The following is a 19576-nucleotide window of genomic DNA, read 5'->3' on the forward strand; positions in this document are numbered from 1 at the left end:
CGGTTCGTCGTCGCGGTTCGTCGTCGCGGTTCGTCGCCGGTTGACGCGACGCGGACGCGGCCCGTAGCGTAGAGGGATGCGTCCCGACGCCGTCGCCCTGCTCAACATCGCGCCGCTCCTCTCGCACGCCCCCGGCGGGCCGAGCGAGGTGGAGGCGGAGGGCGACCTCCTCCCCACCGCCGAGGAGCTCGCGAAGGACGGCCTCCGCCTCGCGGGGCCGCTCGCGTGGCGGGTGGTCGTGCGCAACACCGGCGGCGACGACGACCTGATCGCCGAGGGGGAGGTCGAGGGGACGGCGCTGATGGAGTGCCGGCGGTGCCTCGAGGACGTCCCCACCGACGTGCGCGCGTCGTTCTTGTACCCGATGGTCTACAAGCCGTCGCAGGAGGCGGACCTGGCGTTGGTCGAAGCGCCGCTCGTGAACGTCGAGGACGACCTCGCACCGCACGACGAGCTCGCCGAGGACCGGCTGTCGGTCGGCTCGCCGGAGGTGGACTTCGCGCCGCTGCTGGCGCAGGTGTTCGCCATCGATCTGCCGTTGACGGCGCTGTGTTCGCCGTCCTGCCGAGGGCTCGCGACCGACGGCACGAACCTCAACGAGCACCCGGGCCACGTGCCCGCCGACGCCCCCGAACCCGACGCGCCGTCGTCCCCCTTCGACGTCCTCGCCGATCTTGACGTAGAATCGTCCTCCTGACGACACCCCCAGGCGCGGCCGGGCGGTCCCGGCACGGAATTGGAGCATCATGGCGAAGCATCCCGTCCCCAAGAAGAAGACGTCCAAAGCTCGGCGTGACCAGCGGCGCAGCCACCACGCGCTCACGCCGAAGAACCTGACCGAGTGCCCGCAGTGCAAGAGCCTCAAGCCGCAACACCAGGTGTGCCCGGAGTGCGGGAGTTACGCCGGCAAGCAGGTCGTCGAGGTCGACGCCTGAGCGGCTGACCGCCCGCGCCACGCCGAAGCAATCGCCGTTCCGGGGCCGCCCAGCGCGGCCCCGTCGTCCGGACGGGCGACGCGAGGGGAGCCACCATGAAGCGCTCGGCCGGCATCACCGCGATCGGTGCGTACGCGCCGGAAAAGGTCGTGACGAACGACGACCTGTCGCGGTTTCTCGACACGAACGACGAATGGATCCGCTCGCGGACCGGCATTCGTCGTCGGCACCTCGCCGCCGACGACGAGTTCGCGAGCCACATGGCGTTCGCCGCCGTCGACGACCTGGTGCGGCGCTACGGCGAGGCCGCGCTCCAGGACGTCGACCTGGTGATCGTCGCGACGAACACGCCCGACGCGTTGTTCCCCGCGACCGCCAGCCTGGTGCAGGACCGCTTCGGGCTGCGCGCCGGCGCGTTCGACCTGCTGGCGGCCTGCCCCGGGTGGGTGTACGCGCTGAGCGTCGCGCAGGCCTACGTCGAGAGCGGCCTGGCGTCGAAGGTCCTCACGGTCGGGTCCGACGCGCTCAGCAAGGTCCTCGATTGGACCGACCGGCGCACCGCGGTGCTGTTCGGGGACGGGGCGGGCGCCGCGATCGTCGAGGCGGTCCCCGCCCCCCACGGGATCCACGGCACCGTCCTCGGGTCGGACGGGGCGGGCGGCGGCCTGCTGCACGTCGGGGAGACCGCCCCGTCGCTCCCGACCGGGGAGGCGATGAGCGGGAAGCTGGAGATGAACGGTCGGGAGGTGTACAAGTTCGCGGTGCGGGTCATGAACGACACCACCCTCGAGGCGCTCGGCAAGGCGGGGCTCGAGCCGGCGGACGTCGACCTGTTCGTGCCGCACCAGGCGAACCAACGCATCATCGACGCCGGCCGGGAACGGCTCGGGTTGCCGCCGGAGAAGGTCGTGTCCGTCGTCGACGAGTACGGCAACGCCTCCACCGCGTCCATCCCGATGGCGCTCGTCGACGCGCTCGACGCCGGCCGGCTTCGCGACGGCGACCGGGCGTTGCTCGTGAGTTTCGGGGGGGGCTTGTCGTGGGCGACGACGGTCCTGACGTGGGGCCCGATGCGGCCCGCCCTCGCCGGCGCGAAGGGCGCGGCGTGACGCCCGCGCGGGGGTTCGTCGCCCTCTTTCCCGGGCAGGGCTCGCACGCCGTGGGGATGGGGCGCGAGCTGTACGACGCCAGCCCGGCCGCCCGCGCCACCCTCGACGCCGCCGACGCCGCCCTCCCGGGCCTGCTGGAGGCGATGTTCGACGGGCCGCTCGAGACCCTCACGGCGACCGAGACGCAACAGCCCGCCCTCCTCGCCGCCGGTGCGTCGGCGTGGGCGGCGTGGCGGGAGGCGGGCGGTCCCGACGCCGCGGCGTTCGCCGGGCACAGCCTCGGGGAGTGGACGGCGCACGTCGCGGCCGGCACCCTCCCCCTCGAGGTGGGGGTCCGCCTCGTCGCGGCGCGGGGCCGCTACATGCAGGCCGCCGTGCCGGCCGGGGAGGGCGCGATGGCGGCGGTCCTGAAGCTCGCCGACGCCGACGTCGACGCGATCTGCGACGCGGTGCGCGCCGCCGGGGAGGGCGTCGTGGAGGTCGCCAACCGCAACGCCCCCGGGCAGGTGGTCGTCTCCGGCGACGCGGCCGCGGTGGACGCCGCGGCGCGCGCCGCGAAGGGGGCGGGCGGCCGAGCCGTTCCGCTGAAGGTCAGCGCCCCGTTCCACTGCTCGCGCATGGCGCCCGCCGCGGAGCGGCTCGCGGCCGACCTGGCCGACGTGACCTTCGCCGCCCCCCGCGCGCCGCTGTGGTGCAACGTCGACGCCGCCCCCCTGCCGGACGCGGCGGCGGCCGCCGATCGGTTGACGCGGCAGGTGACCGCCCCAGTCCGCTGGACCGAGGAGGTCCGCGCGCTGGCGGACGCCCACCCGCCGACGTTCGTGGAGTTCGGCGGGGGGCGGGTCCTGGGTGGGTTGGTCGGCCGCATCCTGGAGGGGGCGGAGACCCACGCCGTGGAGGACGCCGCGACGCTCGACGCGACCCTCGCGGCGGTGGGGGAACGCGCGGAAGGCGGGGCGCCGGGCGCCCCGGGAAGGGAGGCACCATGAGCGAAGCGAAGGCGCGCGTGGCGCTCGTGACCGGCTCGAGCCGCGGGCTGGGGCGCGCCACCGCCACCGAACTGGCGCGACGCGGGCACCCGGTCGCGGTGCACTACGTCCGGAGCGAGGGGCCGGCCGCGGAGGTCGTCGCGGAGATCGAGGCGGCCGGCGGGCGGGCGGCGGCGTTCGGTGCGGACGTCGCCGACCCCGAGGCGGGCCGCGACCTGCTGGGGCGCGTCGAGGCGGAGCTCGGACCGGTCGCGGTGCTGGTGAACAACGCCGGCATCACCCGGGACGGCCTGGCGATGCGCATGAAGGACGACGACTGGCAGGCGGTGATCGACACCAACCTGAGCGGCGCCTTCTACCTCGCGCGCGGGGTCGTGCGCGGGATGCTGAAGGCGCGCTGGGGCCGCATCGTCAACGTCTCGAGCGTCGTGGGGGTGATGGGCAACGCCGGGCAGGCGAACTACGTCGCGGCGAAGGCGGGCCTGATCGGCCTCACGAAGGCGCTCGCGCGGGAGGTCGCCTCGCGCGGCGTGACGGTGAACGCCGTCGCGCCCGGCTTCGTGGCGTCCGACATGACCGACGGCCTGAGCGAGGACCTGCGCGAGGCGTACCTGGCGCAGATCCCCGTCGGGCGGTTCGGCGATCCCGCCGACGTCGCCGCTGCGGTCGCCTACCTGACGTCCGACGCCGCGGCGTACGTCACCGGCCAGACCCTGCACGTCGACGGCGGCCTGGTGATGCCCTGACCCGCCGGGTCGCGGCCGGCCCCGGCGGCGCCCGCCCCGGTGCACGGCCCGGCCCAGCGCCCCGGTCGACCCACAGCCGTCGACCCCTTCGTTCGCGTCAGGGACGCGGCGAACCGGCCATCGCACGGTTCGTGCTAGACTCCCGCGAACGCGAAATCACGCCCTTGGGAGGCCAGCAGCATGACGGAACAAGAACGCCAGATCCTGACGAAGATCCGCGAGGTCGTCGCGGAGAAGCTCGACGTGTCCGAGGACGACGTCGCGGAAGCCGCCAGCTTCCAGGACGACCTGGGCGCCGATTCCCTCGACGTCGTCGAGCTCATCATGGGGCTCGAGGACGAGTTCGGCATCGAGATCAGCGACGAGGAAGCCGAAGGCATCCGCACGGTCGGGGACGCCATCCGCTTCATTTCCGACAAGCAGTAGTCCGACGACGCCGGCGCGCGGCGCGCCGGGGTGGGGGTCGCCCCCTCCCCGCCGCCGCGCGCCGTGCGCGCGAACGCGGGGAGGCGAACCGTGAAACGAGTGGTGGTCACCGGCCTCGGGCCCGTCACCCCGATCGGGGTGGGCGCGAGCGCGTTCCTGGAGGCGCAACACGCCGCGGCGAACGGCATCGGTCCCGTGTCGCACTTCGACCCGTCGGAGTTGTCGGTCCGCATCGCCGGGGAGGTCGACGTCGACGTCCTCGCGTACCTCGACAAGAAGGCCGCGAAGCGGCTCGACCGCTTCGTGGAACTGGCGTTGATCGGGTCCGACCTGGCGCTCGCCGACGCCGGACTGGACGCCGAGGCGGTCGCGGGGGAGCGCACCGGCACCTCCATCGGCACCGGCATCGGTGGGTTGGACACGTGGGAGAACGAATCGCGCGTGCGGTTCGAGCGGAACCCGATGCGGGTCACGCCGTTCTTCATCCCCATGCTGATCGCCAACATGGCGTCGGGCCACGTCGCCATGCGGCACGGAGCGACCGGCCCCTCGACGTCGGTCGTCACCGCCTGCGCAACGGGCTCCGGCTCGATCGGGGACGCCTACCGCATCGTGCAGCGCGGCGAGGCGGACCGGATGATCGCGGGCGGCACCGAAGCGCCGGTCACCCCCATGGGGATCGCCGGCTTCGCGGTGATGAAGGCGCTCTCGACCCGCAACGACGCGCCGGAGGCCGCCAGCCGCCCCTTCGCCGCCGACCGCGACGGCTTCGTGATCGGCGAGGGCGCCGGGATCGTCGTCCTGGAGGAACTCGAGCACGCCAAGGCCCGCGGGGCGCGCATCTACGCCGAGGTCGTCGGGTACGCCACGAGCGCCGACGCGCACCACATCACCGCCCCCGCCCCCGGCGGCGAGGGCGCCGCGCGGTGCCTCACGTGGGCGTTGCGGGACGCGGCGCTCGACCCGAGCGACGTCGGGTACCTCAACGCGCACGGGACGAGCACGCCCGCGAACGACCTCAACGAGACCCTCGCGATCAAGACGGTGTTCGGCGAGCGCGGCGACGCGCCCCCCGTCAGCAGCACGAAGTCGATGACCGGGCACACGCTCGGGGCGGCCGGCGGCATCGAGGCGATCGCCGCGGTGCAGGCGCTGCATTCCGGCGTCCTGCCGCCGACGCGGAACCTCGACGTGCCCGACCCCGACCTCGACCTCGATTACGTCCCGCACGAGGCGCGCGAGGTGGACGTCGACGTGGCGATCAGTCAGAACTTCGCCTTCGGCGGGCAGAACGCCGCGCTGGTCTTCCGGCGCTACGCCTGAGGGCGCGCGGGTGAGCGGCGACGGATCGCGGCGCCCGGGGCGGGGCGCCGCGATCCTCATGGCGGGCACCCTCGCCAGCCGCGTCACCGGCCTGGCGCGCCACTCGCTCCTGAACCAGTTGTTCGACGCGCGCGTCACCGACGCGTTCACGGTGGCGTGGCGCATCCCGAACCTGTTCCGCGAACTGCTGGCGGAGGGCGCGCTGTCGAACAGTTTCGTGCCGGTCTACGCCCGGCTCCGCGCCGCCGACCCCGCCGACGCGAAGCGGTTGGCGGGGGCGCTGCTGTCGGTCCTGATCCTCGTGAACGCGGTGTTGCTGCTCCTCGCGACGCTCGCCGCACCGTGGATCGTCGACCTGTTGCTCGGGGCGGCGGGGAGCGTCGACCGGGACCTGGCGGTCCGCCTCACCCGCGCGGTGTTCCCGTTCCTCGCCGCGGTGAGCCTCTCGGCGTGGGCGATGGGGCTGCTGAACGCCCGCGAGCGGTTCCTCGCGCCCGCCCTGGCGCCGGTGGCGCTGAACGTCGTGGCGCTCGCCGGGATGACGACGTTCCCGGGGGCCGCGGTCCCGCTCGCCGTCGCCTTCGTCGCGGGCGGCGTCGCGCAGGCGCTCGTGCAGGTGCCCGCCCTGGTGCGGGCCGGGGCGGCGCCGGTCCCCCGCCGCCCGTGGCACCCGGAGCTCGTGGGGGTGCTGGTGTTGATGGCGCCGTTCGCGATCACGACCAGCGGACGGCAGGCGGTGAACCTGGTCGCGACGCGGGTCCTGGACGGGCTGCCGGTCGGCTCGCAGACGGCGTGGTTCAACGCCGACCTGTTCCTGTCGTTGGCGTTGGGCGTGTTCGCCGTCAGTCCCGCCCTCGCCTGGTACGCCCGCCTCTCGAACCTGGTGGGCGAGGACGAGGCGGCGTTCGCGCCGACCCTCCGGGAGGGGCTCGGCGTGATCGCCTTCCTCACCGCGCCCGCGGGGGCGTTGCTGGTCGCGCTCCCCGAGCCGGCGGTCCGGGTGGTGTTCGACGGGCTGTCGCTCGTCGGCGGGGGGCTCGGTCCCGACCGCCTCGCGGCGACGGTCGCGGCGACCGGCCCGATCGGGCTCGCCGTCCCCGCCCTGGGGCTGCATCAACTGCTGTCGCGCGTCTGGTACGTCCGCGGCGAGGTACGCCTCCCGATCCTCGTCGCGGTCGCGTTCCTGAGCGTGCAGGCGACCGCCTTCGCGGTGCTCGGCCCGCGGTTCGGGGTCGCGGGCCTGGCGTGGGGCGCGGCCGGCGCCGCCTGGCTGCAGCTGGCGGCGTTGGGCCTCCTGACCGCCCGCCGCGAGGGCCTGAACGTCGCGCGGTGGGTCGGGCACGGCGTGCGGGTCGCTCTCGCCGCGGGGGCGGCCGCAACGCTCGCGGCGGGCGTCGCGTCGCTCGTGGCGACCCCCGACTGGTGGGGGTGGGCGGCGCGCCTCGCGGTGGGCGGAACGGCGGGGGTCGCGGCGTACCTGGCGTTCGCCGTCCTGCTGCGCATCCCCGAGGTCGGGCGGCTGACCTCCTGGCGTCCGGGGCGGTGGAACGGGTAGGGTCCGCGTCCAGGAGGTCCACATGCCCACCGTTCGTTCGCACGACACGACCCACGACGTTCCCGCCGGTACCCGCCTGGTCCACGCCCTCGAGGCGATGGGGACGGGCGTCGGCCACCGCTGCGGCGGCAAGGCCCGCTGCACCACCTGCCGCGTCACCTTCGAGCAGGGCGAGCCCGACGCCATGACGACCGCGGAGGCCGACAAGCTTCGCGATCAGGGGCTGCTGGGCGAGGTGCGCCTCGCCTGCCAGATCCTCGTCGAGCAGGACATGGAGGTCACGCCCCTGATGACCGTCGAGGGGGAGGGCTGGAGCGATCCGGGGCCCACCCCGGCCGACGGGATCGAGCCGGACCCGAGCTGGACGACGCGCGACGCCGCCACGACCGACTGACGCGGTGCCCCGCGAGGCGTCGGCCGGCCCCTCCCGGGGGCCGGCCGACGTCGTGGAGGTCACGGCGTCCACCGCGGTACCCTGCCCCTCGATGCCTTCGTACCCCGCGCCCTCCGCACCGGCCGTCCACCCCACCCCCGCGCCCGTCCGCTCCCTCCGCGCGCGGGTCGCGCGATGAGTCGCGCCGACCGCGAGGCGTTCTGGGACCGCGCGGAGATGGCGGAGCGGATGGGGGGGCGCCCGCCCGACCACCGCTTCGTCGCGCTGATGGACGAGGTCGCGGACCCCGGACGGATCCTCGACGTGGGGTGCGCGGGGGGCCGCAACGCCGCCTTCGCCGCGGAGCGCGGCGCGGACGTGCACGCCTTCGACGCCGCCCCCGCGATGGTGGACGCGACCCGCGCCCGCCTCGCCGGGCTCGGGGTGGCGGACGCGGACGCGCGGGTGCGGCGCCTCGACCTGCTCGACCTGCCCACCACCGCGTGGCCCGCGACGCTGGCGCCGTTCGGGGTCGTTCTGGCGCTCGGGGTGCTGCAGGACCTGCCCGATGCGGCGTCGACCCGGGCGGTGCTCGCGCGCCTCGCGTCGTGGTTGGCGCCGGACGGCACGCTGCTGCTGGCGAACTTCGGGCCGGAATCCCGCACCGAGGGGGTCCCCCTCACGCCGGTCGCGGACGCCGAGCACGCGTACCTGGGGTTCGGGGGGGAGGACCGCCGCATGACGCTGCCCGACGCCGCCACCCTCGACGCCTGGGCGGCGGACGCGGGCCTCCGGCCCGCCGTCGCGACGGAGACGAAGCGGGTGGCGACCGACGCGGGGCACCGCGACACGATCAACGCCAGCTACCGGCCGGCGGGGGCCGCGGGGTGACGACGGGCGGGCGCGAGCGCGTCGCGCTGGTGATGGCGGGCGGGCGCGGGCAGCGCTTCTGGCCGCTGTCGACCGAGGCCCGCCCGAAGCAGTTCCTCGACCTCGACCGGCGCGGCCGCACGCTGCTGCAGGCGACCGTCGACCGGGTCGCGCCGCTCGTGGGGGGTCCGGAGCGGGTGGTGGTGGCGACCGCGGCGCGCTACGAGGCGCTCGTGCGCGAGCAGGTGCCGGAGGTGCCGCCCGAGAACCTGCTGCTGGAACCGGTCGGGCGGGATTCCGGTCCGGCGATCGCGTTGGCGGCGTTGCGGATCCGCGCGCGGTTCGGGGACGCCCTGATGGCGACGTTCGCCAGCGACCACCAGGTGGAGGACCTCGACGCGTTCGCGGCGACGGTCGAGCGGGCGATGGCGGTGGCGGAGGCGTACGGGGGGTTGGTGGCGATCGGGGTGCGGCCGACCCGCCCGTCGACGGCGTACGGGTACCTGGAGCGGGGGGCGCCGCGGGACGGGGGGTTCGCGTTGGTGCGCTTCACGGAGAAACCGACGCGCGAGCGGGCGGAACGGTGGGTGGCGGACGGGCGCCACCTGTGGAACGCCGGGATGTTCGTCTGGACGACCGACGCGATCCTGGCGGCGTTGGATGCGCACGCGCCCGACCTGATGGCGCCGCTTCGGACCGCCGTCGCGGAGGACGCCGTCGAGGCGCGCTTCGCGGACCTGCCGAAGATCAGCATCGACTACGCCGTGATGGAGAAGGCGGAGGGCAACACCCTCGTGGAGGGGGACTTCGGGTGGGACGACGTCGGGGACTGGCGGGCGCTGGAGCGCTTGCTGCCCCGCGACGACGACGAGGTGCGGACGGTCTTCGGGGCGCACGCGGGGCACGACGCGTCGGGCAACATCGTCTACACCGACGGTCCCGAGGACGTCCTCGTGGCGTTCGGGGTGGAGGGGCTCGTGATCGTCAAGCGCGGCGACACGGTGCTGGTGTTCCCCAAGGACCGCGTGGGCGACATCAAGGAGCTGCTGGAGGACGAGCGGCTGCGCGACCTGGTGCCCTGAGGGCGTCAGGCGCCGCGTTGCGCGAGCCAGGTGAGGGTCCACAGGATCCCCATGCCGGCCGCGAGGGTGGGCAGGACGTGTTTCGTGCGCCAGGCGACGACCAACGCGAGCACGCCGGCGACGAGGCGCACGTCGAGCGGCCCGACCGTCGCGCCGCTCGGTGCGAACAGGGCGGGGGCGACGAGCGCGGCGAGCACCGCCTGGGGGACGTACGCCAGCGCGCGGCGCAGGAGCGGGGGGAGGCCCGCATCGCCGAGCATCACGAACGACGCCCGCAACGCCCACGTCACGACGCCCATCGCCAGGATCGTGCCCCACAGCGCCAGCCCGCTCACGCCGCCCCCTCCGTCGGGGCGGGCGGCCGCGCGGCGTCCGCGGCGGTGCCGGCGGCGATGCCGAGGACGGCACCGATCACCAGCCCGAGGTTGTGCGGGAGGCCGTCGAGGGCGAGCGCCGCGCCGCCGCCGACGACGGCGGCGACGAGGCCGGGACGGTCGCGGACGGCGGGGGCGAGCATCGCGAGGAAGGTGAGGGGAATGGCGAACTCGAGCTGCCAGGCGGGCGGCACCTGCGCCCCGAGCAGCGCCCCGAGGAGGGTGGTGGCCTGCCACAGGACCCAGAGCGGGGTGGCGACCCCGAGGTAGTAGTCGCGGCGGGGGGCGTCGGGGGCGCGGCGGAAGCGGAGGATCGAGAAGGCGTACGCCTGGTCGGTCATCAGGTACGCGAGCCCGGCGCGGACGGGGCGCGGGATCGCGCGCATCCAGGGGGCCAACGAGGCGCTGTACATCGCCATGCGGAGGTTCACCATGAAGGTCGTCGCGAGGATCACCGCGACGCCGGCCCCCTGCGCGAGGAGGGCGAGGGCGGCGAGCTGCGAGGCGCCGGCGAACACGACGACCGACAGGCCGACCGCCTCGAGGGGCGACAGCCCGACGCTGGCGGCGCTGGCGCCGGCGATCGTGCCGAACGGCGCGACGCCCAGCATCATCGGGGCGACGTCGCGGAACCCCCGCAGGTAGGCGTCGCGCGAGAAGGCCATGCGGGGAGTATCCCAGGCCGGAGGCCCCGGGGGGCCGACGGAGCGGGTGCGGTGGAGGGGGGCGGGGGAGGCGTCGGGGGCGGACGTGCGAGCGCCCGGGTACGCCTGCGCCAGCCGAAGCTCGTGCAGGCGTACCCGGGCGCTCGGCACGGCCCGCTCCGCCGAGTGGGGCGGGTACGGGCCGGACTCGGCCACGACGGTGCCCGGGCAGCGTAGCGCACCGGCGCGGCGCGCGGCGTGCGGGGGATCGGCCGAGCCCCCCTCGGCCCCGGTCCCCATCGGTCTGGGCAGGCACCGAGCCCGCGAGGGGGCGGCGCCCCGGCGCCGCTAGCCTCGCCCCATGCCCCCCACGACGCCGACCGCCTCCGACGCCCCGCCCCGTCCCTCGTACCCACCGGCCGGCCCGCCGGACGCGCCCGGGCCCGCGCCCGCCGCGTGGCCCGCCGACCACCCCGAACCGGCGGAGGTCACGCGCCGGCGCGAGGCGTGGCGCGACGCCGTCCGGGCGCGCGCCCGCCGCCACCGCGCGACCGACGCGGAGCTGGTGCTGCCCGCCGGCGCGCACCTCCTGAAGCGCGACGACCCGCCCCGGCCCACGGAGCGGGCGCCGTCGTTCGCGCCCGAGGTGGCCGCCACCTGGGCGCCGCTGCGCAGCGAACGGCTGGTGGCCGAGGCCCGCGTCCTGGAGGCGGAACGCGCGTGGCGCGACGCGTGGCGGGACGCCCTGCACGCCGCCCTCGCCGCCCCCGTCGAACGGGCGCGGCTCGAGGTGGAGCGGGCCGACGCGCGCGCCGCGCTCGCGGGCGGCGACCCGGACGACGCGCGCGACGCGGCGCTGGACCTCCGCATCGCGGAGGCGGACCTCGTGGCGCTGCACCGCGACGCCCACGAGGCGTTGGCGCCCCTTCGGTCGGCCGGACCGGACGCCGCCCAGGGCGGCCGGACCCCGCCCGCGTCGTGGCCGGTGCTGGCGGACGTCGAACGCCCCGCCCTGACGCCGCCGCCGGCCCCGCCGGCGGCCGCGACGCTGCACGTCCGCGCGCGGGTCGCGCGGGCGCTGGCCGACGTCGCGCGCAGCGAACGCCGCCGAACCGCGGCGCTCCTTCCGCACGTCGGGCTCGAGGTCGGGTACGCCGGACGCCACGCCGAAACGAGCGGCTCCGTGGAGCTTCGTGCGGGCCGCCCCGAGGCGGAGGTGCGCGCCCGGGCCCGCGGCACCCCCCGCGAGCGGGCCTGGGTCGACCTCGAAGCGAGCGTCCGGTTCGGGAGCGACGCGGGGCGGCGGACGCGCGATCTGGAGGACGCCCGCCGCGACCTGGAGCGGGCTCGCGAGCGGGCGACGCGCGACGTCGGTGCGGACGTGACGGAGGCGCGCAACGACCTCGACGTCGCCACGGCCCGATGGCGGGCGGCGGAGGCGGCGCGCGCCGCGGCGTGGTCGGCGGGCCGCCCGGACGCGGGCGCGCTGGACGACGCGCGGCGGGACTGGCTGCGCTACCTGCGCGAAGCGATGCGCGACGCCGAGGCGCGCGAGGGGTGGCCGACGCCGGCCGGGACGCCCCCCTGACGTCGGAGCGCTCGGTGCCCTCCCATGCGCGAGCGGCCGCCCGAGGGGCGGCCGCTCGCTTCCGGAGGGGTCGTGAGCGGGATGTCGCGGGTCCCGCCCGACCGTGCGCTGCGGGCTTCGAAAGCACGCCGCGGCGCCCCCTACGTGTACCGCGTTTGTCGGTCGGTGACGTCGGATTGTGCGTGGTGCGCCGCTCGGTTCGGCCTCGATGTCCGCACCGGTTCGGTTCAGGGGTCGTTCGCGAGGGGCCAGCCGGCCCGGACGTCGGTGCTCGAGAGGTCGACGCGGAACCCCGGGAGGGGGGCGAACAGGTCGGCGAGGTCCGCGGGGACGTCGAGGTCCTCGAGGGTCCGGAAGCCGTCGTCGCCGGCTCGGCCGGCGACCAGGAAGCGCGCCCCCGCCGCGCGGATGCGCCCGAGGGCGGCGCGCAGCGCCTCCGTCCCGCCGTAGAAGCGGGGTTCGAGCACCCGCCGGGCGGTGTCCGCCCCCAGGACGAACGTCGTGCCCGGCCACGCCTCGGCCTTGTCGGAGAACAGGGCGGCGTGCCCGAGCACGATCGGGCGGTCGCCGTACGCCTGCGCCGCCCGGAGGCGCGCGTCGGCGGGATCCATCGGCGCCTTGTCGGCGTTCACGAGCGGGAGTTCGTAGCCGGCGGGGCGCCCCAGGTGGGCCTCGGCGGCGGCGGCGAGGTCGCGGTGCCCCGGGTGCATCGGGTGGAAGCTGCCCGACACCAGCACCGGCGGCGGCGGGGCGTCGGTCGGGCGTCCGTTCACGTCCACGTGGAGCGTCGCGGCGTCGTCGGCGAGGAACGCCGCGTACGCCTCCGACGCCTGGAACGCCCCCTCGACCGCGTCGCCCTCGAGGCGCGCCGGGGCGGCCTCGCCCAACACGCCCGCCTGGCGTCCGGCGACGTGTACGACCCACCGGGCGAGCGCCGCCTCCTCGCCGGCCCGGTCGCGGGCCCCCTTGGCGAAGCGGAGCGTCGTGACGTCGACCCCGAGCGCGTCGGCGGCGGCGAGCACCGCGCGGTGGTCGCCGCGCTTGTCTCGGTCGGTGGCGATCGTCGCGGTGAGGCCGAGCCCGAAGCGGGGGCCGGGCGGGGCGTCGCCGCGCGTGAGGGCGTCCGCCCGGGCCTGCGCGCCGCGCGCCAGATCGCGGGCGACGTCGCCCGAGACCGCGGCGTCCGGCGTCCCGCCCAACGCGTCGGCGAGCGACGCGGGGTGGTAGTGATCCACCGCCTCGAGGAGGGTGCGGCTGCTGCCGCCGACGGCGTGCAGCCAGGCGAGCGCCAGCGAACCCGCGCCGGCGAAGGCGAAGACGGTGCGGTGGGGGGTGGCGTGGAGGCGCGTGAGCGCCTCGTGCGGCACCCCCGCGAGCGGGGCGTCGGGCGCGGGCATGGCGGGGATGCTACCGCGGGCCGCTCGGGACGGGCGCGCCGGCGGGGTCGACGGCGGCGGGGGGCGGGCGAAGGGGGGCGCCGGCGACGGCGAGGTAGCGGCCGAGCCGCGAGACGGTCGCGAGCAACGCCGCGTCGGACTCGAACGAGCGGACGGCCTCCCCCTGCAACGTCAGCAGGTAGGCGGGGCCGCGCTCCTCGCGCGGCACCGCGAGCGCGACGTAGCCGGCTTCGCCGCGGACGCTGAGGATGCGGGCCGACGGGGCGCGGTCCGCTTCGGGGGTGCGCCGCCAGGCGTCGGCGTCGGCGAGGAACCCCTCGATCTCGAGGACGAAGGTCGCGAGTTGCGCGACGGTGAAGCGGTTGAGGCCCAGCACGAAGCGGGGGGCGCCGTCGGCGGTGCGTTCGATCGCGAAGGGGAGACGCGCATCGACCACCGGCGTGCGCTCGGGATCGAGCTCGATCACCTGCGCGGTGGCGCCGCCCCCGAGCAGCACGGCGGCGCCCACCCACGGCGCCGCGGCGCGGCGCAGGGTGCGGAGCGGAGCGAAGTGCGCGAGGCCCGACGTCACGCCGGCCAGTGTAGGCCCCGCGTCCGGGTGGGGGGCGCGCACGGGGAACGTCGCCCCGTCGGTATACGGTATACAATCTACGTACGTTCCGACAGGAGGCCCACGATGATCGATCCGTTCGAACCGTACGCCAACGAGCCCTACGCCGACTTCTCCGACCCCCGCGTCCGCGACGGCTTCCAAGCCGAACTGGCCGACGTCCGTCACCGCCTCGGGGCCGACTGGCCCCTCGTGATCGGGGGCGAACGCGTCACCACCGACGCGTGGATCGAGTCGTGGGACCCCAGCCGCAAGGACCGCCTCGTCGGCCGCGCCGCCGCCGCCGGCCCCGAGCAGATCGAAGCGGCGTTCGCCGCCGCGCAGGCCGCCTTCCCCGGCTGGCGCGACGCCGGCATGGCGCACCGCGCCCGCGCCCTCGTCAAGCTCGCCGCCGTCATGCGCCGCCGCAAGTGGGAGCTCGCCGCCTGGGAGGTCTTCGAGGCCGGCAAGACCTACGCCGAAGCCGAGGGCGACGTCGCCGAAGCGATCGACTTCTGCGAGTACTACGCCCGCCAAGCGATGGACCTCGACGAACGCCTCGAGACGTACCCCTGGCCCGGGGAGGAGAACACCCTCACGCTGCACCCGCTCGGCGTCGGCCTGGTCATCCCCCCCTGGAACTTCCTCCTCGCCATCCTCGTCGGCACCACCGTCGGCCCCGTCGTCGTCGGCAACGCCGTCCTGCTGAAACCCAGCCCCAAGACGCCGATCATCGCCGGGTTGTTCCTCGAGATGCTCGACGAGGCCGGCTTCCCGCCCGGCGTCGTCAACCTCCTCACCGGCGAAGACGCGGTGCTCGGCGACGCGTTGGTCGACGACCCCCGCACCCGCTTCGTCAACTTCACCGGGTCGCTCGCCACCGGCCTCCGCATCCACGAGCGCGCCGCCAAGGTCCACCCCGGGCAGGGGTTCCTGAAGCGCACGATGCTCGAGATGGGCGGTAAGGACGCGCTCGTCGTCGACGAAACCGCCGACCTCGACGCCGCCGCCGACGCCGCGGTCGCCAGCGCCTTCGGGTTCCAGGGCCAGAAGTGCTCCGCCATGAGCCGCCTCATCGTCGTCGACGCCGTGTACGACGACCTCCTCGACCGCGTCGTGCGCCGCACCCAAGCGCTCCGCGTCGGGCCGGCGGAGGAGAACCCCGACGTCGCCGCCGTCATCGACGGCGTGCAGTTCGAGAAGATCCGCGGCTTCGTCGCCCGCGCCGCCGACCGCTTCGAGGTCCGCGTCGGGGGCGGCGCCGACGACGCCGACGGCTGGTACGTCGAGCCCACCATCCTCACCGACGTCGACCCCGACGCCGAAATCGCCCAGGAGGAGGTGTTCGGCCCCGTCATGGCGGTGATGCGCGCGCGCGACTTCGACCACGCCCTGGAGCTCGCCAACGCCACCGACTACGCCCTCACCGGCGGCGTGTTCAGCCGCCTCCGCGAGCGCATCGAACGGGCCCGCCGCGAGTTCCGGGTCGGCAACCTCTACGTCAACCGCAAGATCACCGGCAGCCTCGTCGGCGTCCAACCGTTCGGAGGGTTCGACCTCAGCGGCACGAACGCCAAGGCCGGCGGCCCCGACTACCTCCGCCTGTTCATGGAGGCCAAGACCGTCACCGAGCGCTTCTGATGTTCGGCGCGACCCCACCCCCCGTCGCGCCGCTCCGCAAGGCACCCACCGTCGCCGCGGAGGTGCACGCCCGCCTCCGGCACCAGCTGCTGCTCGGCGCCTGGCCGCCCGGCACCCGCCTCCGCGAAGCGGACCTCGCCCGCGCCTTCGAGGTGTCGCGCACCCCCGTCCGCGAGGCGTTCGGACGCCTCGAACAGGAGGGGCTGCTGGACGCGCACCCCAACCAGGGGGTGCGGGTGCGGCAGCCCAGCGTCCGCGAGGCGCTCGACGCCTACGCCCTCCGCGCGGACCTCGAGGGCGCCGCCGCCCGCCTCGCCGCGGAACGCGCCGACGCCGCCGCACGCCGGGACCTGTTCGCCCGGCTCGACGCCACCGAAGCCAGCGCCGACGCCGACCACGCGGCGCAGGTCGAGGCCGACCTCGCCTTCCACCGCCACCTCGCGCACGCCGCCGACAGCGCCCCCCTGCTGCGCGCGCTCGAGGGCCTCGAGGGGCACGTCACCCCCATCAAGGTCGCCACCCGCGACCAGAACGCCGCCGCCGCCACCCGCGCGCAACACCGCGCGATCGCCGACGCCGTCGGCGCGGGCGACGCCGCCGCCGCGGAAACCGCCATGCGCGAGCACGTCGCCTGGTTCGCCGACCTCGTCGCGGAGCGTCTCGCAGCGCCGGAGGCCGGCGCATGAGCCTCTACCGCGACGTGCTGCTGGGCGTCGCCGGCTGGGGTCCGCTCGAGCGGTTCGCCCGCCGGCGGGGGCTGGCGCTCGGCGCGAACCGGTTCGTCGCCGGCGAGTCGCTCGCCGACGGCGTCGCCGCCGCGCAGGCGCTCGTGCGGGACGGGACCTACCCCATCCTCGACGTGCTCGGCGAGTACGTCACGACGCCCGAGGACGCCGCCGCGATGGCGGACCGCATCCACGCCGCCCTGCGCGGCCTCGCCGACGTCCCCGAACCGCGCATGGCGTCGGTGAAACCCACCCAGGTCGGACTCGGCATCGACCCCGACCTGGGCGTACGGCACCTCCGCGCGCTGGCGGAGACGGCGCGCGAGGCCTCGGTCCATCTGGCGCTCGACATGGAGGACCACCCCCACGTCGGCGCCACCCTCGACGCCCTCGAGACGCTGCACGACGAGGGGCACCACCACGTCTCCACGGTCCTGCAGAGCTACCTGCTGCGCACCCCCGACGACGTCGAGCGCCTCCTGGCCCGCGACCCCGTCCCCACCCTGCGCCTCGTCAAGGGCGCCTACAAGGAACCCGCGAGCGTGGCGTACCCGAACAAGTCCGACGTCGACGCCGCCTACGCCCGCCTCCTCGACCGCCTGCTCGAGGGCGGCGGCGTCGTGCACGTCGCAACGCACGACGAGGCGTTGATCGCCCACGCCCGCGCGACACGCGACGCCCTCGCGCTCCCCCCCGACCGCATGACGCTGCAGCTGCTGTACGGCGTGAAACGCGGGCTGCAGCGCCGCCTCGTCGCGGAGGGCGAACGCGTCGGCATCTACCTCCCGTTCGGGGCCGACTGGTACGGCTACTTCACCCGCCGCCTCGCCGAACGCCCCGCCAACCTCGGCTTCGTGATCCGCGGCCTCCTGGGTTGAGGCGCCCCCGGTCGCGGGCGGGCTCTCCCACCGCACGCGACCCGGCCGCCCCCCACCCGCCGCACGAGACCCCGTAGGCCCCACCCCAAGGGGGCGTCCCGGCGACGCGCGCGCGGGACTAGCGTCGCGGCATGCCCCGCCGGACCCCCCGCGCCCGCCCCCTCGCCCCGGGCGTCGCCGCGTTCCTCCTCGCCGCCACCCTCGCCGTGGCGCTCGCCGCACCGGTCGTGCACGGCGGACGCGCGGCCCGCGAACGCCTCTTCGTTCCGGTCCCCACCTCCCGCACCCCCGCCGTCCTGCAGACCCACCCCGCGGGCTGCGGCGCGGCGGTCCTCGCCACCGTCCTCGCCCACCACGGGCGTCCGGTCGCACAGGCCGACCTCCTCGCCGCCGCCCCACCCGGTCCCGACGGGGTCTCCCTCGCCGCCCTCCGCGACCTCGCGCACCGCCACGGCCTGCGCGGCACCTGGCGGCGCGCCCCCCGCGGCCGGCTCCCGACCGGCCGCTACGTCGCGCACCTCGACGCCCCCTACGGGCACGTCGTGTGGGTCGACGCGCGCGCAGGTCGCTACCTTCACCTCCACGACCCCGAACGCGGCTTCGAGGTGTGGCACGTCGACCCCTTCCGCGCGCGCTTCTCCGGACGCTACCTCCACCTGGAGGCGACGTCGTGACGTCGCTTCGCGCCCGCGCCGCGCACCCCCTGGCTCCGGCGGTCCTGGCCGCGATCCTGTTCGCCGCCGCGCTGCGACCCGGACCGTTCGGCCTCGCCACGATCCCGGCCGCCGCCCTCCTCGCCCAGGCGCTGGCCGCCGCCCCCACCCGCCGCCCCGCGGCGTTCGCGACCTTCCTCGCCGCCCTCGGTCCCGGCACCGTCGCCGCCCTCCCCCTCGCGCCCGTCGCGCCGACCGCGGCCCTCCCGGTCGCCGTCGCGTACGCCGCGACGTTCGCCCTCGCCGGCGCCGCCGCCGGCCCCGCACGCCCCGGCGCCCCCCTCGGGCCGGCCCGCGCCGGCCGCTTCCTCGCCACCTGGTTGGCGCTGGAGGGGCTGGCGTCGCTCGAGGTCGGAACCCTCATGGGCCACCCGGGCGCGTCCCTGCCCTACCTGACGCTCGGCGCGGGGGTGGCGGACACGCCCTGGCGCGGCGTCGGGGCGCTCGGCGGGCCGCGCGCCACCACGCTGGTGGTGCTCGGCGGCGGCGTCGGCCTCACCGCGCTGGCCCGCGCCGCACGCGCCCGGCGCCCCCGGGGCGCCGCCGCGGCGGCGGGCCTCGTGGTCGCGCTCGCCGCGGCACCCCTCGCCACCTCCGCGCTCGCCCACCCCGTCGCACCCCCCGACGCGGACGTCCTCGCCGTCCGCCTCGTGCAGCACGCCCCCCGCGAAGCGGAGCTGGCCGCCGCCCGCTTCGACGCCGCCCTCGCCCGCGCGCACGCCACCGCGCTGCGCCGCGCCACCCTCGCCCCCGACCCCCACGCCGGGGACGGCCCGACCGACCGGCTCGTCGTATGGCCCGAGGGGGTCCTACCCCGCCCCGTCGAGGACCTCGACGTCCCGCCGGCCCTCCTCCCGAGCGGCGTGGACGTCGTGTTCGGCGCGGGGCGGGACGTGCCCGGGGGCGTCGCCAACGCCGGTCTGCTGTGGCGCGACGGGACGCTCACGGTACTGGCCGACAAACGTCGCACCGTCCCCTTCGCCGAAGCCGACCTCGTCCGCGGCGACCGCCGCCCCCCGACCCGGATCCACGGGGCCCGGGTGGCGGTCCTGTCCTGCTGGGAGGTCGCCTTCCCCGAGGCCGCCCGCGAAGCGGCCCGCGACGGGGCGGACGCGATCCTCGTGCTCGCCAACGACGCCTACGCCGCGGGCGGCCCGGTCACCGAGCTGCACCTCCGCCAAGCGCGCCTCCGGGCCGCGGAGGTCGGCCTGCCCGTCGTGTTCGTTCAGGCGACGGGGCCCAGCGGCGCCTTCGACGCCGCCGGCGGCGCGATCGTGCGCCTGCCCGCCGGCGTCCCCGCCCACGCCGACGCGGACGTTCCCCTGGACGGACGCCTCACGCCGTTCCGCGCGACCGGCGACGGTCCGTGGACCGCATCGCTGGTCGCGCTCGTGGGCGGGCTGGTCGCCCGACGCCCGAAGGGAGGTGAGGCCTAAGGCACGCTCGTTCACCCGACGCCCCCCGTACCCCGCGCGGCGCCAGGAGGTCCCGTGATCCTTCCCCGAACGCTTCCCCACCCGTCCCTCCACCGTCCCTCGCACCGCCCGCCCTCACCCCGTCCCCCCTCCCGCCGCGCCCCCGCCGGCCGCCCCGCCCACGCCCTCCTCCTCCTGGCCCTC

21 protein-coding genes are annotated in these 19576 nt (G+C 76.3%); 17 read left to right on the forward strand and 4 right to left on the reverse strand.

Features of this window, described 5'->3' with window-relative positions; all coding sequences use genetic code 11:
- Nucleotides 1-76 precede the first annotated feature (76 nt).
- From RI554_04515 to RI554_04565, 11 genes are all read left to right on the forward strand, one after another.
- Entirely contained in the window at nt 77-697 is a 621-nt protein-coding gene (locus tag RI554_04515) for a DUF177 domain-containing protein (protein ID MDR9391273.1), read from the forward strand.
- Between the two features lie 49 nt (nt 698-746).
- Nucleotides 747-935 (forward strand): 50S ribosomal protein L32, encoded by a 189-nt coding sequence (rpmF, locus tag RI554_04520; protein MDR9391274.1) that lies wholly within the window; start codon nt 747-749, stop codon nt 933-935.
- A 95-nt stretch (nt 936-1030) separates the two neighbouring features.
- On the forward strand, nt 1031-2044 hold the full coding sequence (locus tag RI554_04525) for a beta-ketoacyl-ACP synthase III (protein ID MDR9391275.1): 1014 nt from the start codon (nt 1031-1033) through the stop codon (nt 2042-2044).
- Entirely contained in the window at nt 2041-3033 is a 993-nt protein-coding gene (locus RI554_04530; GenBank protein ID MDR9391276.1) for an ACP S-malonyltransferase, read from the forward strand. The genes RI554_04525 and RI554_04530 overlap by 4 nt, the downstream gene beginning before the upstream one ends.
- Nucleotides 3030-3779, forward strand: a complete 750-nt coding sequence (gene fabG, locus RI554_04535) for a 3-oxoacyl-[acyl-carrier-protein] reductase (protein MDR9391277.1) — start codon at nt 3030-3032, stop codon at nt 3777-3779. Before RI554_04530 ends, fabG begins: the two co-directional genes overlap by 4 nt.
- Nucleotides 3780-3959: 180 nt before the next feature.
- Nucleotides 3960-4205, forward strand: coding sequence for an acyl carrier protein (acpP, locus tag RI554_04540; protein ID MDR9391278.1), 246 nt, complete (start codon nt 3960-3962; stop codon nt 4203-4205).
- Nucleotides 4206-4295: 90 nt separating this feature from the next.
- On the forward strand, nt 4296-5528 hold the full coding sequence (gene fabF / locus RI554_04545) for a beta-ketoacyl-ACP synthase II (GenBank protein MDR9391279.1): 1233 nt from the start codon (nt 4296-4298) through the stop codon (nt 5526-5528).
- Nucleotides 5529-5538: 10 nt separating this feature from the next.
- On the forward strand, nt 5539-7083 hold the full coding sequence (gene murJ, locus RI554_04550) for a murein biosynthesis integral membrane protein MurJ (protein MDR9391280.1): 1545 nt from the start codon (nt 5539-5541) through the stop codon (nt 7081-7083).
- A 22-nt stretch (nt 7084-7105) separates the two neighbouring features.
- Entirely contained in the window at nt 7106-7477 is a 372-nt protein-coding gene (locus RI554_04555; protein MDR9391281.1) for a 2Fe-2S iron-sulfur cluster-binding protein, read from the forward strand.
- Between the two features lie 174 nt (nt 7478-7651).
- Nucleotides 7652-8347, forward strand: coding sequence for a class I SAM-dependent methyltransferase (locus tag RI554_04560; GenBank protein MDR9391282.1), 696 nt, complete (start codon nt 7652-7654; stop codon nt 8345-8347).
- Nucleotides 8344-9408: a sugar phosphate nucleotidyltransferase gene (locus RI554_04565; GenBank protein ID MDR9391283.1), complete on the forward strand. Its 1065-nt coding sequence runs from the start codon at nt 8344-8346 to the stop codon at nt 9406-9408. The genes RI554_04560 and RI554_04565 overlap by 4 nt, the downstream gene beginning before the upstream one ends.
- Nucleotides 9409-9413: 5 nt before the next feature.
- On the opposite strand, the gene RI554_04570 is transcribed toward RI554_04565, so the two are convergent.
- Together RI554_04570 and RI554_04575 are read right to left on the reverse strand one after the other, a co-directional pair.
- The gene (locus tag RI554_04570; protein MDR9391284.1) at nt 9414-9743 is read right to left on the reverse strand and encodes an AzlD domain-containing protein; all 330 of its coding nucleotides are present in this window, start codon (nt 9741-9743) and stop codon (nt 9414-9416) included.
- Entirely contained in the window at nt 9740-10447 is a 708-nt protein-coding gene (locus tag RI554_04575; protein MDR9391285.1) for an AzlC family ABC transporter permease, read from the reverse strand. Before RI554_04575 ends, RI554_04570 begins: the two co-directional genes overlap by 4 nt.
- A 340-nt stretch (nt 10448-10787) precedes the next feature.
- On the opposite strand from RI554_04575, the gene RI554_04580 reads away from it, so the two are divergent.
- Complete coding sequence (locus RI554_04580) at nt 10788-12014, forward strand: hypothetical protein (protein MDR9391286.1); 1227 nt, start codon at nt 10788-10790, stop codon at nt 12012-12014.
- A gap of 227 nt (nt 12015-12241) precedes the next feature.
- Here RI554_04580 and RI554_04585 read toward each other — a convergent pair whose 3' ends face one another.
- Both RI554_04585 and RI554_04590 read right to left on the reverse strand, forming a co-directional pair.
- Entirely contained in the window at nt 12242-13411 is a 1170-nt protein-coding gene (locus RI554_04585; GenBank protein ID MDR9391287.1) for a hypothetical protein, read from the reverse strand.
- A 10-nt stretch (nt 13412-13421) separates the two neighbouring features.
- Nucleotides 13422-13982, reverse strand: a complete 561-nt coding sequence (locus RI554_04590) for a hypothetical protein (GenBank protein ID MDR9391288.1) — start codon at nt 13980-13982, stop codon at nt 13422-13424.
- Between the two features lie 105 nt (nt 13983-14087).
- Between RI554_04590 and pruA the strand changes: the two genes are divergently transcribed.
- The 5 genes from pruA (at nt 14088) to RI554_04615 (ending at nt 19393) form a co-directional block, all read left to right on the forward strand.
- A complete protein-coding gene (pruA, locus tag RI554_04595; GenBank protein MDR9391289.1) occupies nt 14088-15641 on the forward strand; it encodes an L-glutamate gamma-semialdehyde dehydrogenase in 1554 nt (517 codons plus the stop codon).
- Entirely contained in the window at nt 15641-16327 is a 687-nt protein-coding gene (locus RI554_04600; GenBank protein ID MDR9391290.1) for a GntR family transcriptional regulator, read from the forward strand. The genes pruA and RI554_04600 overlap by 1 nt, the downstream gene beginning before the upstream one ends.
- A complete protein-coding gene (locus RI554_04605; protein MDR9391291.1) occupies nt 16324-17244 on the forward strand; it encodes a proline dehydrogenase family protein in 921 nt (306 codons plus the stop codon). The genes RI554_04600 and RI554_04605 overlap by 4 nt, the downstream gene beginning before the upstream one ends.
- 131 nt (nt 17245-17375) lie before the next feature.
- Complete coding sequence (locus tag RI554_04610) at nt 17376-17918, forward strand: cysteine peptidase family C39 domain-containing protein (GenBank protein ID MDR9391292.1); 543 nt, start codon at nt 17376-17378, stop codon at nt 17916-17918.
- Nucleotides 17915-19393, forward strand: coding sequence for a nitrilase-related carbon-nitrogen hydrolase (locus RI554_04615; protein ID MDR9391293.1), 1479 nt, complete (start codon nt 17915-17917; stop codon nt 19391-19393). Before RI554_04610 ends, RI554_04615 begins: the two co-directional genes overlap by 4 nt.
- Nucleotides 19394-19576: the final 183 nt, after the last annotated feature.

The sequence above is a fragment of the Trueperaceae bacterium genome, assembly GCA_031581195.1.
Classification (GTDB): domain Bacteria; phylum Deinococcota; class Deinococci; order Deinococcales; family Trueperaceae; genus SLSQ01.

What these genes read in the sequence shown, in the direction of transcription:
- RI554_04515 (MDR9391273.1), top strand. Translation starts at nt 77, where the DNA reads ATGCGTCCCGACGCCGTCGCCCTGCTCAACATCGCGCCGCTCCTCTCG.
- rpmF (MDR9391274.1), top strand. Translation starts at nt 747, where the DNA reads ATGGCGAAGCATCCCGTCCCCAAGAAGAAGACGTCCAAAGCTCGGCGT.
- RI554_04525 (MDR9391275.1), top strand. Translation starts at nt 1,031, where the DNA reads ATGAAGCGCTCGGCCGGCATCACCGCGATCGGTGCGTACGCGCCGGAA.
- fabG (MDR9391277.1), top strand. Translation starts at nt 3,030, where the DNA reads ATGAGCGAAGCGAAGGCGCGCGTGGCGCTCGTGACCGGCTCGAGCCGC.
- acpP (MDR9391278.1), top strand. Translation starts at nt 3,960, where the DNA reads ATGACGGAACAAGAACGCCAGATCCTGACGAAGATCCGCGAGGTCGTC.
- RI554_04555 (MDR9391281.1), top strand. Translation starts at nt 7,106, where the DNA reads ATGCCCACCGTTCGTTCGCACGACACGACCCACGACGTTCCCGCCGGT.
- RI554_04560 (MDR9391282.1), top strand. Translation starts at nt 7,652, where the DNA reads ATGAGTCGCGCCGACCGCGAGGCGTTCTGGGACCGCGCGGAGATGGCG.
- RI554_04575 (MDR9391285.1), bottom strand. Translation starts at nt 10,447, where the DNA reads ATGGCCTTCTCGCGCGACGCCTACCTGCGGGGGTTCCGCGACGTCGCC.
- RI554_04580 (MDR9391286.1), top strand. Translation starts at nt 10,788, where the DNA reads ATGCCCCCCACGACGCCGACCGCCTCCGACGCCCCGCCCCGTCCCTCG.
- RI554_04585 (MDR9391287.1), bottom strand. Translation starts at nt 13,411, where the DNA reads ATGCCCGCGCCCGACGCCCCGCTCGCGGGGGTGCCGCACGAGGCGCTC.
- pruA (MDR9391289.1), top strand. Translation starts at nt 14,088, where the DNA reads ATGATCGATCCGTTCGAACCGTACGCCAACGAGCCCTACGCCGACTTC.
- RI554_04600 (MDR9391290.1), top strand. Translation starts at nt 15,641, where the DNA reads ATGTTCGGCGCGACCCCACCCCCCGTCGCGCCGCTCCGCAAGGCACCC.
- RI554_04605 (MDR9391291.1), top strand. Translation starts at nt 16,324, where the DNA reads ATGAGCCTCTACCGCGACGTGCTGCTGGGCGTCGCCGGCTGGGGTCCG.
- RI554_04610 (MDR9391292.1), top strand. Translation starts at nt 17,376, where the DNA reads ATGCCCCGCCGGACCCCCCGCGCCCGCCCCCTCGCCCCGGGCGTCGCC.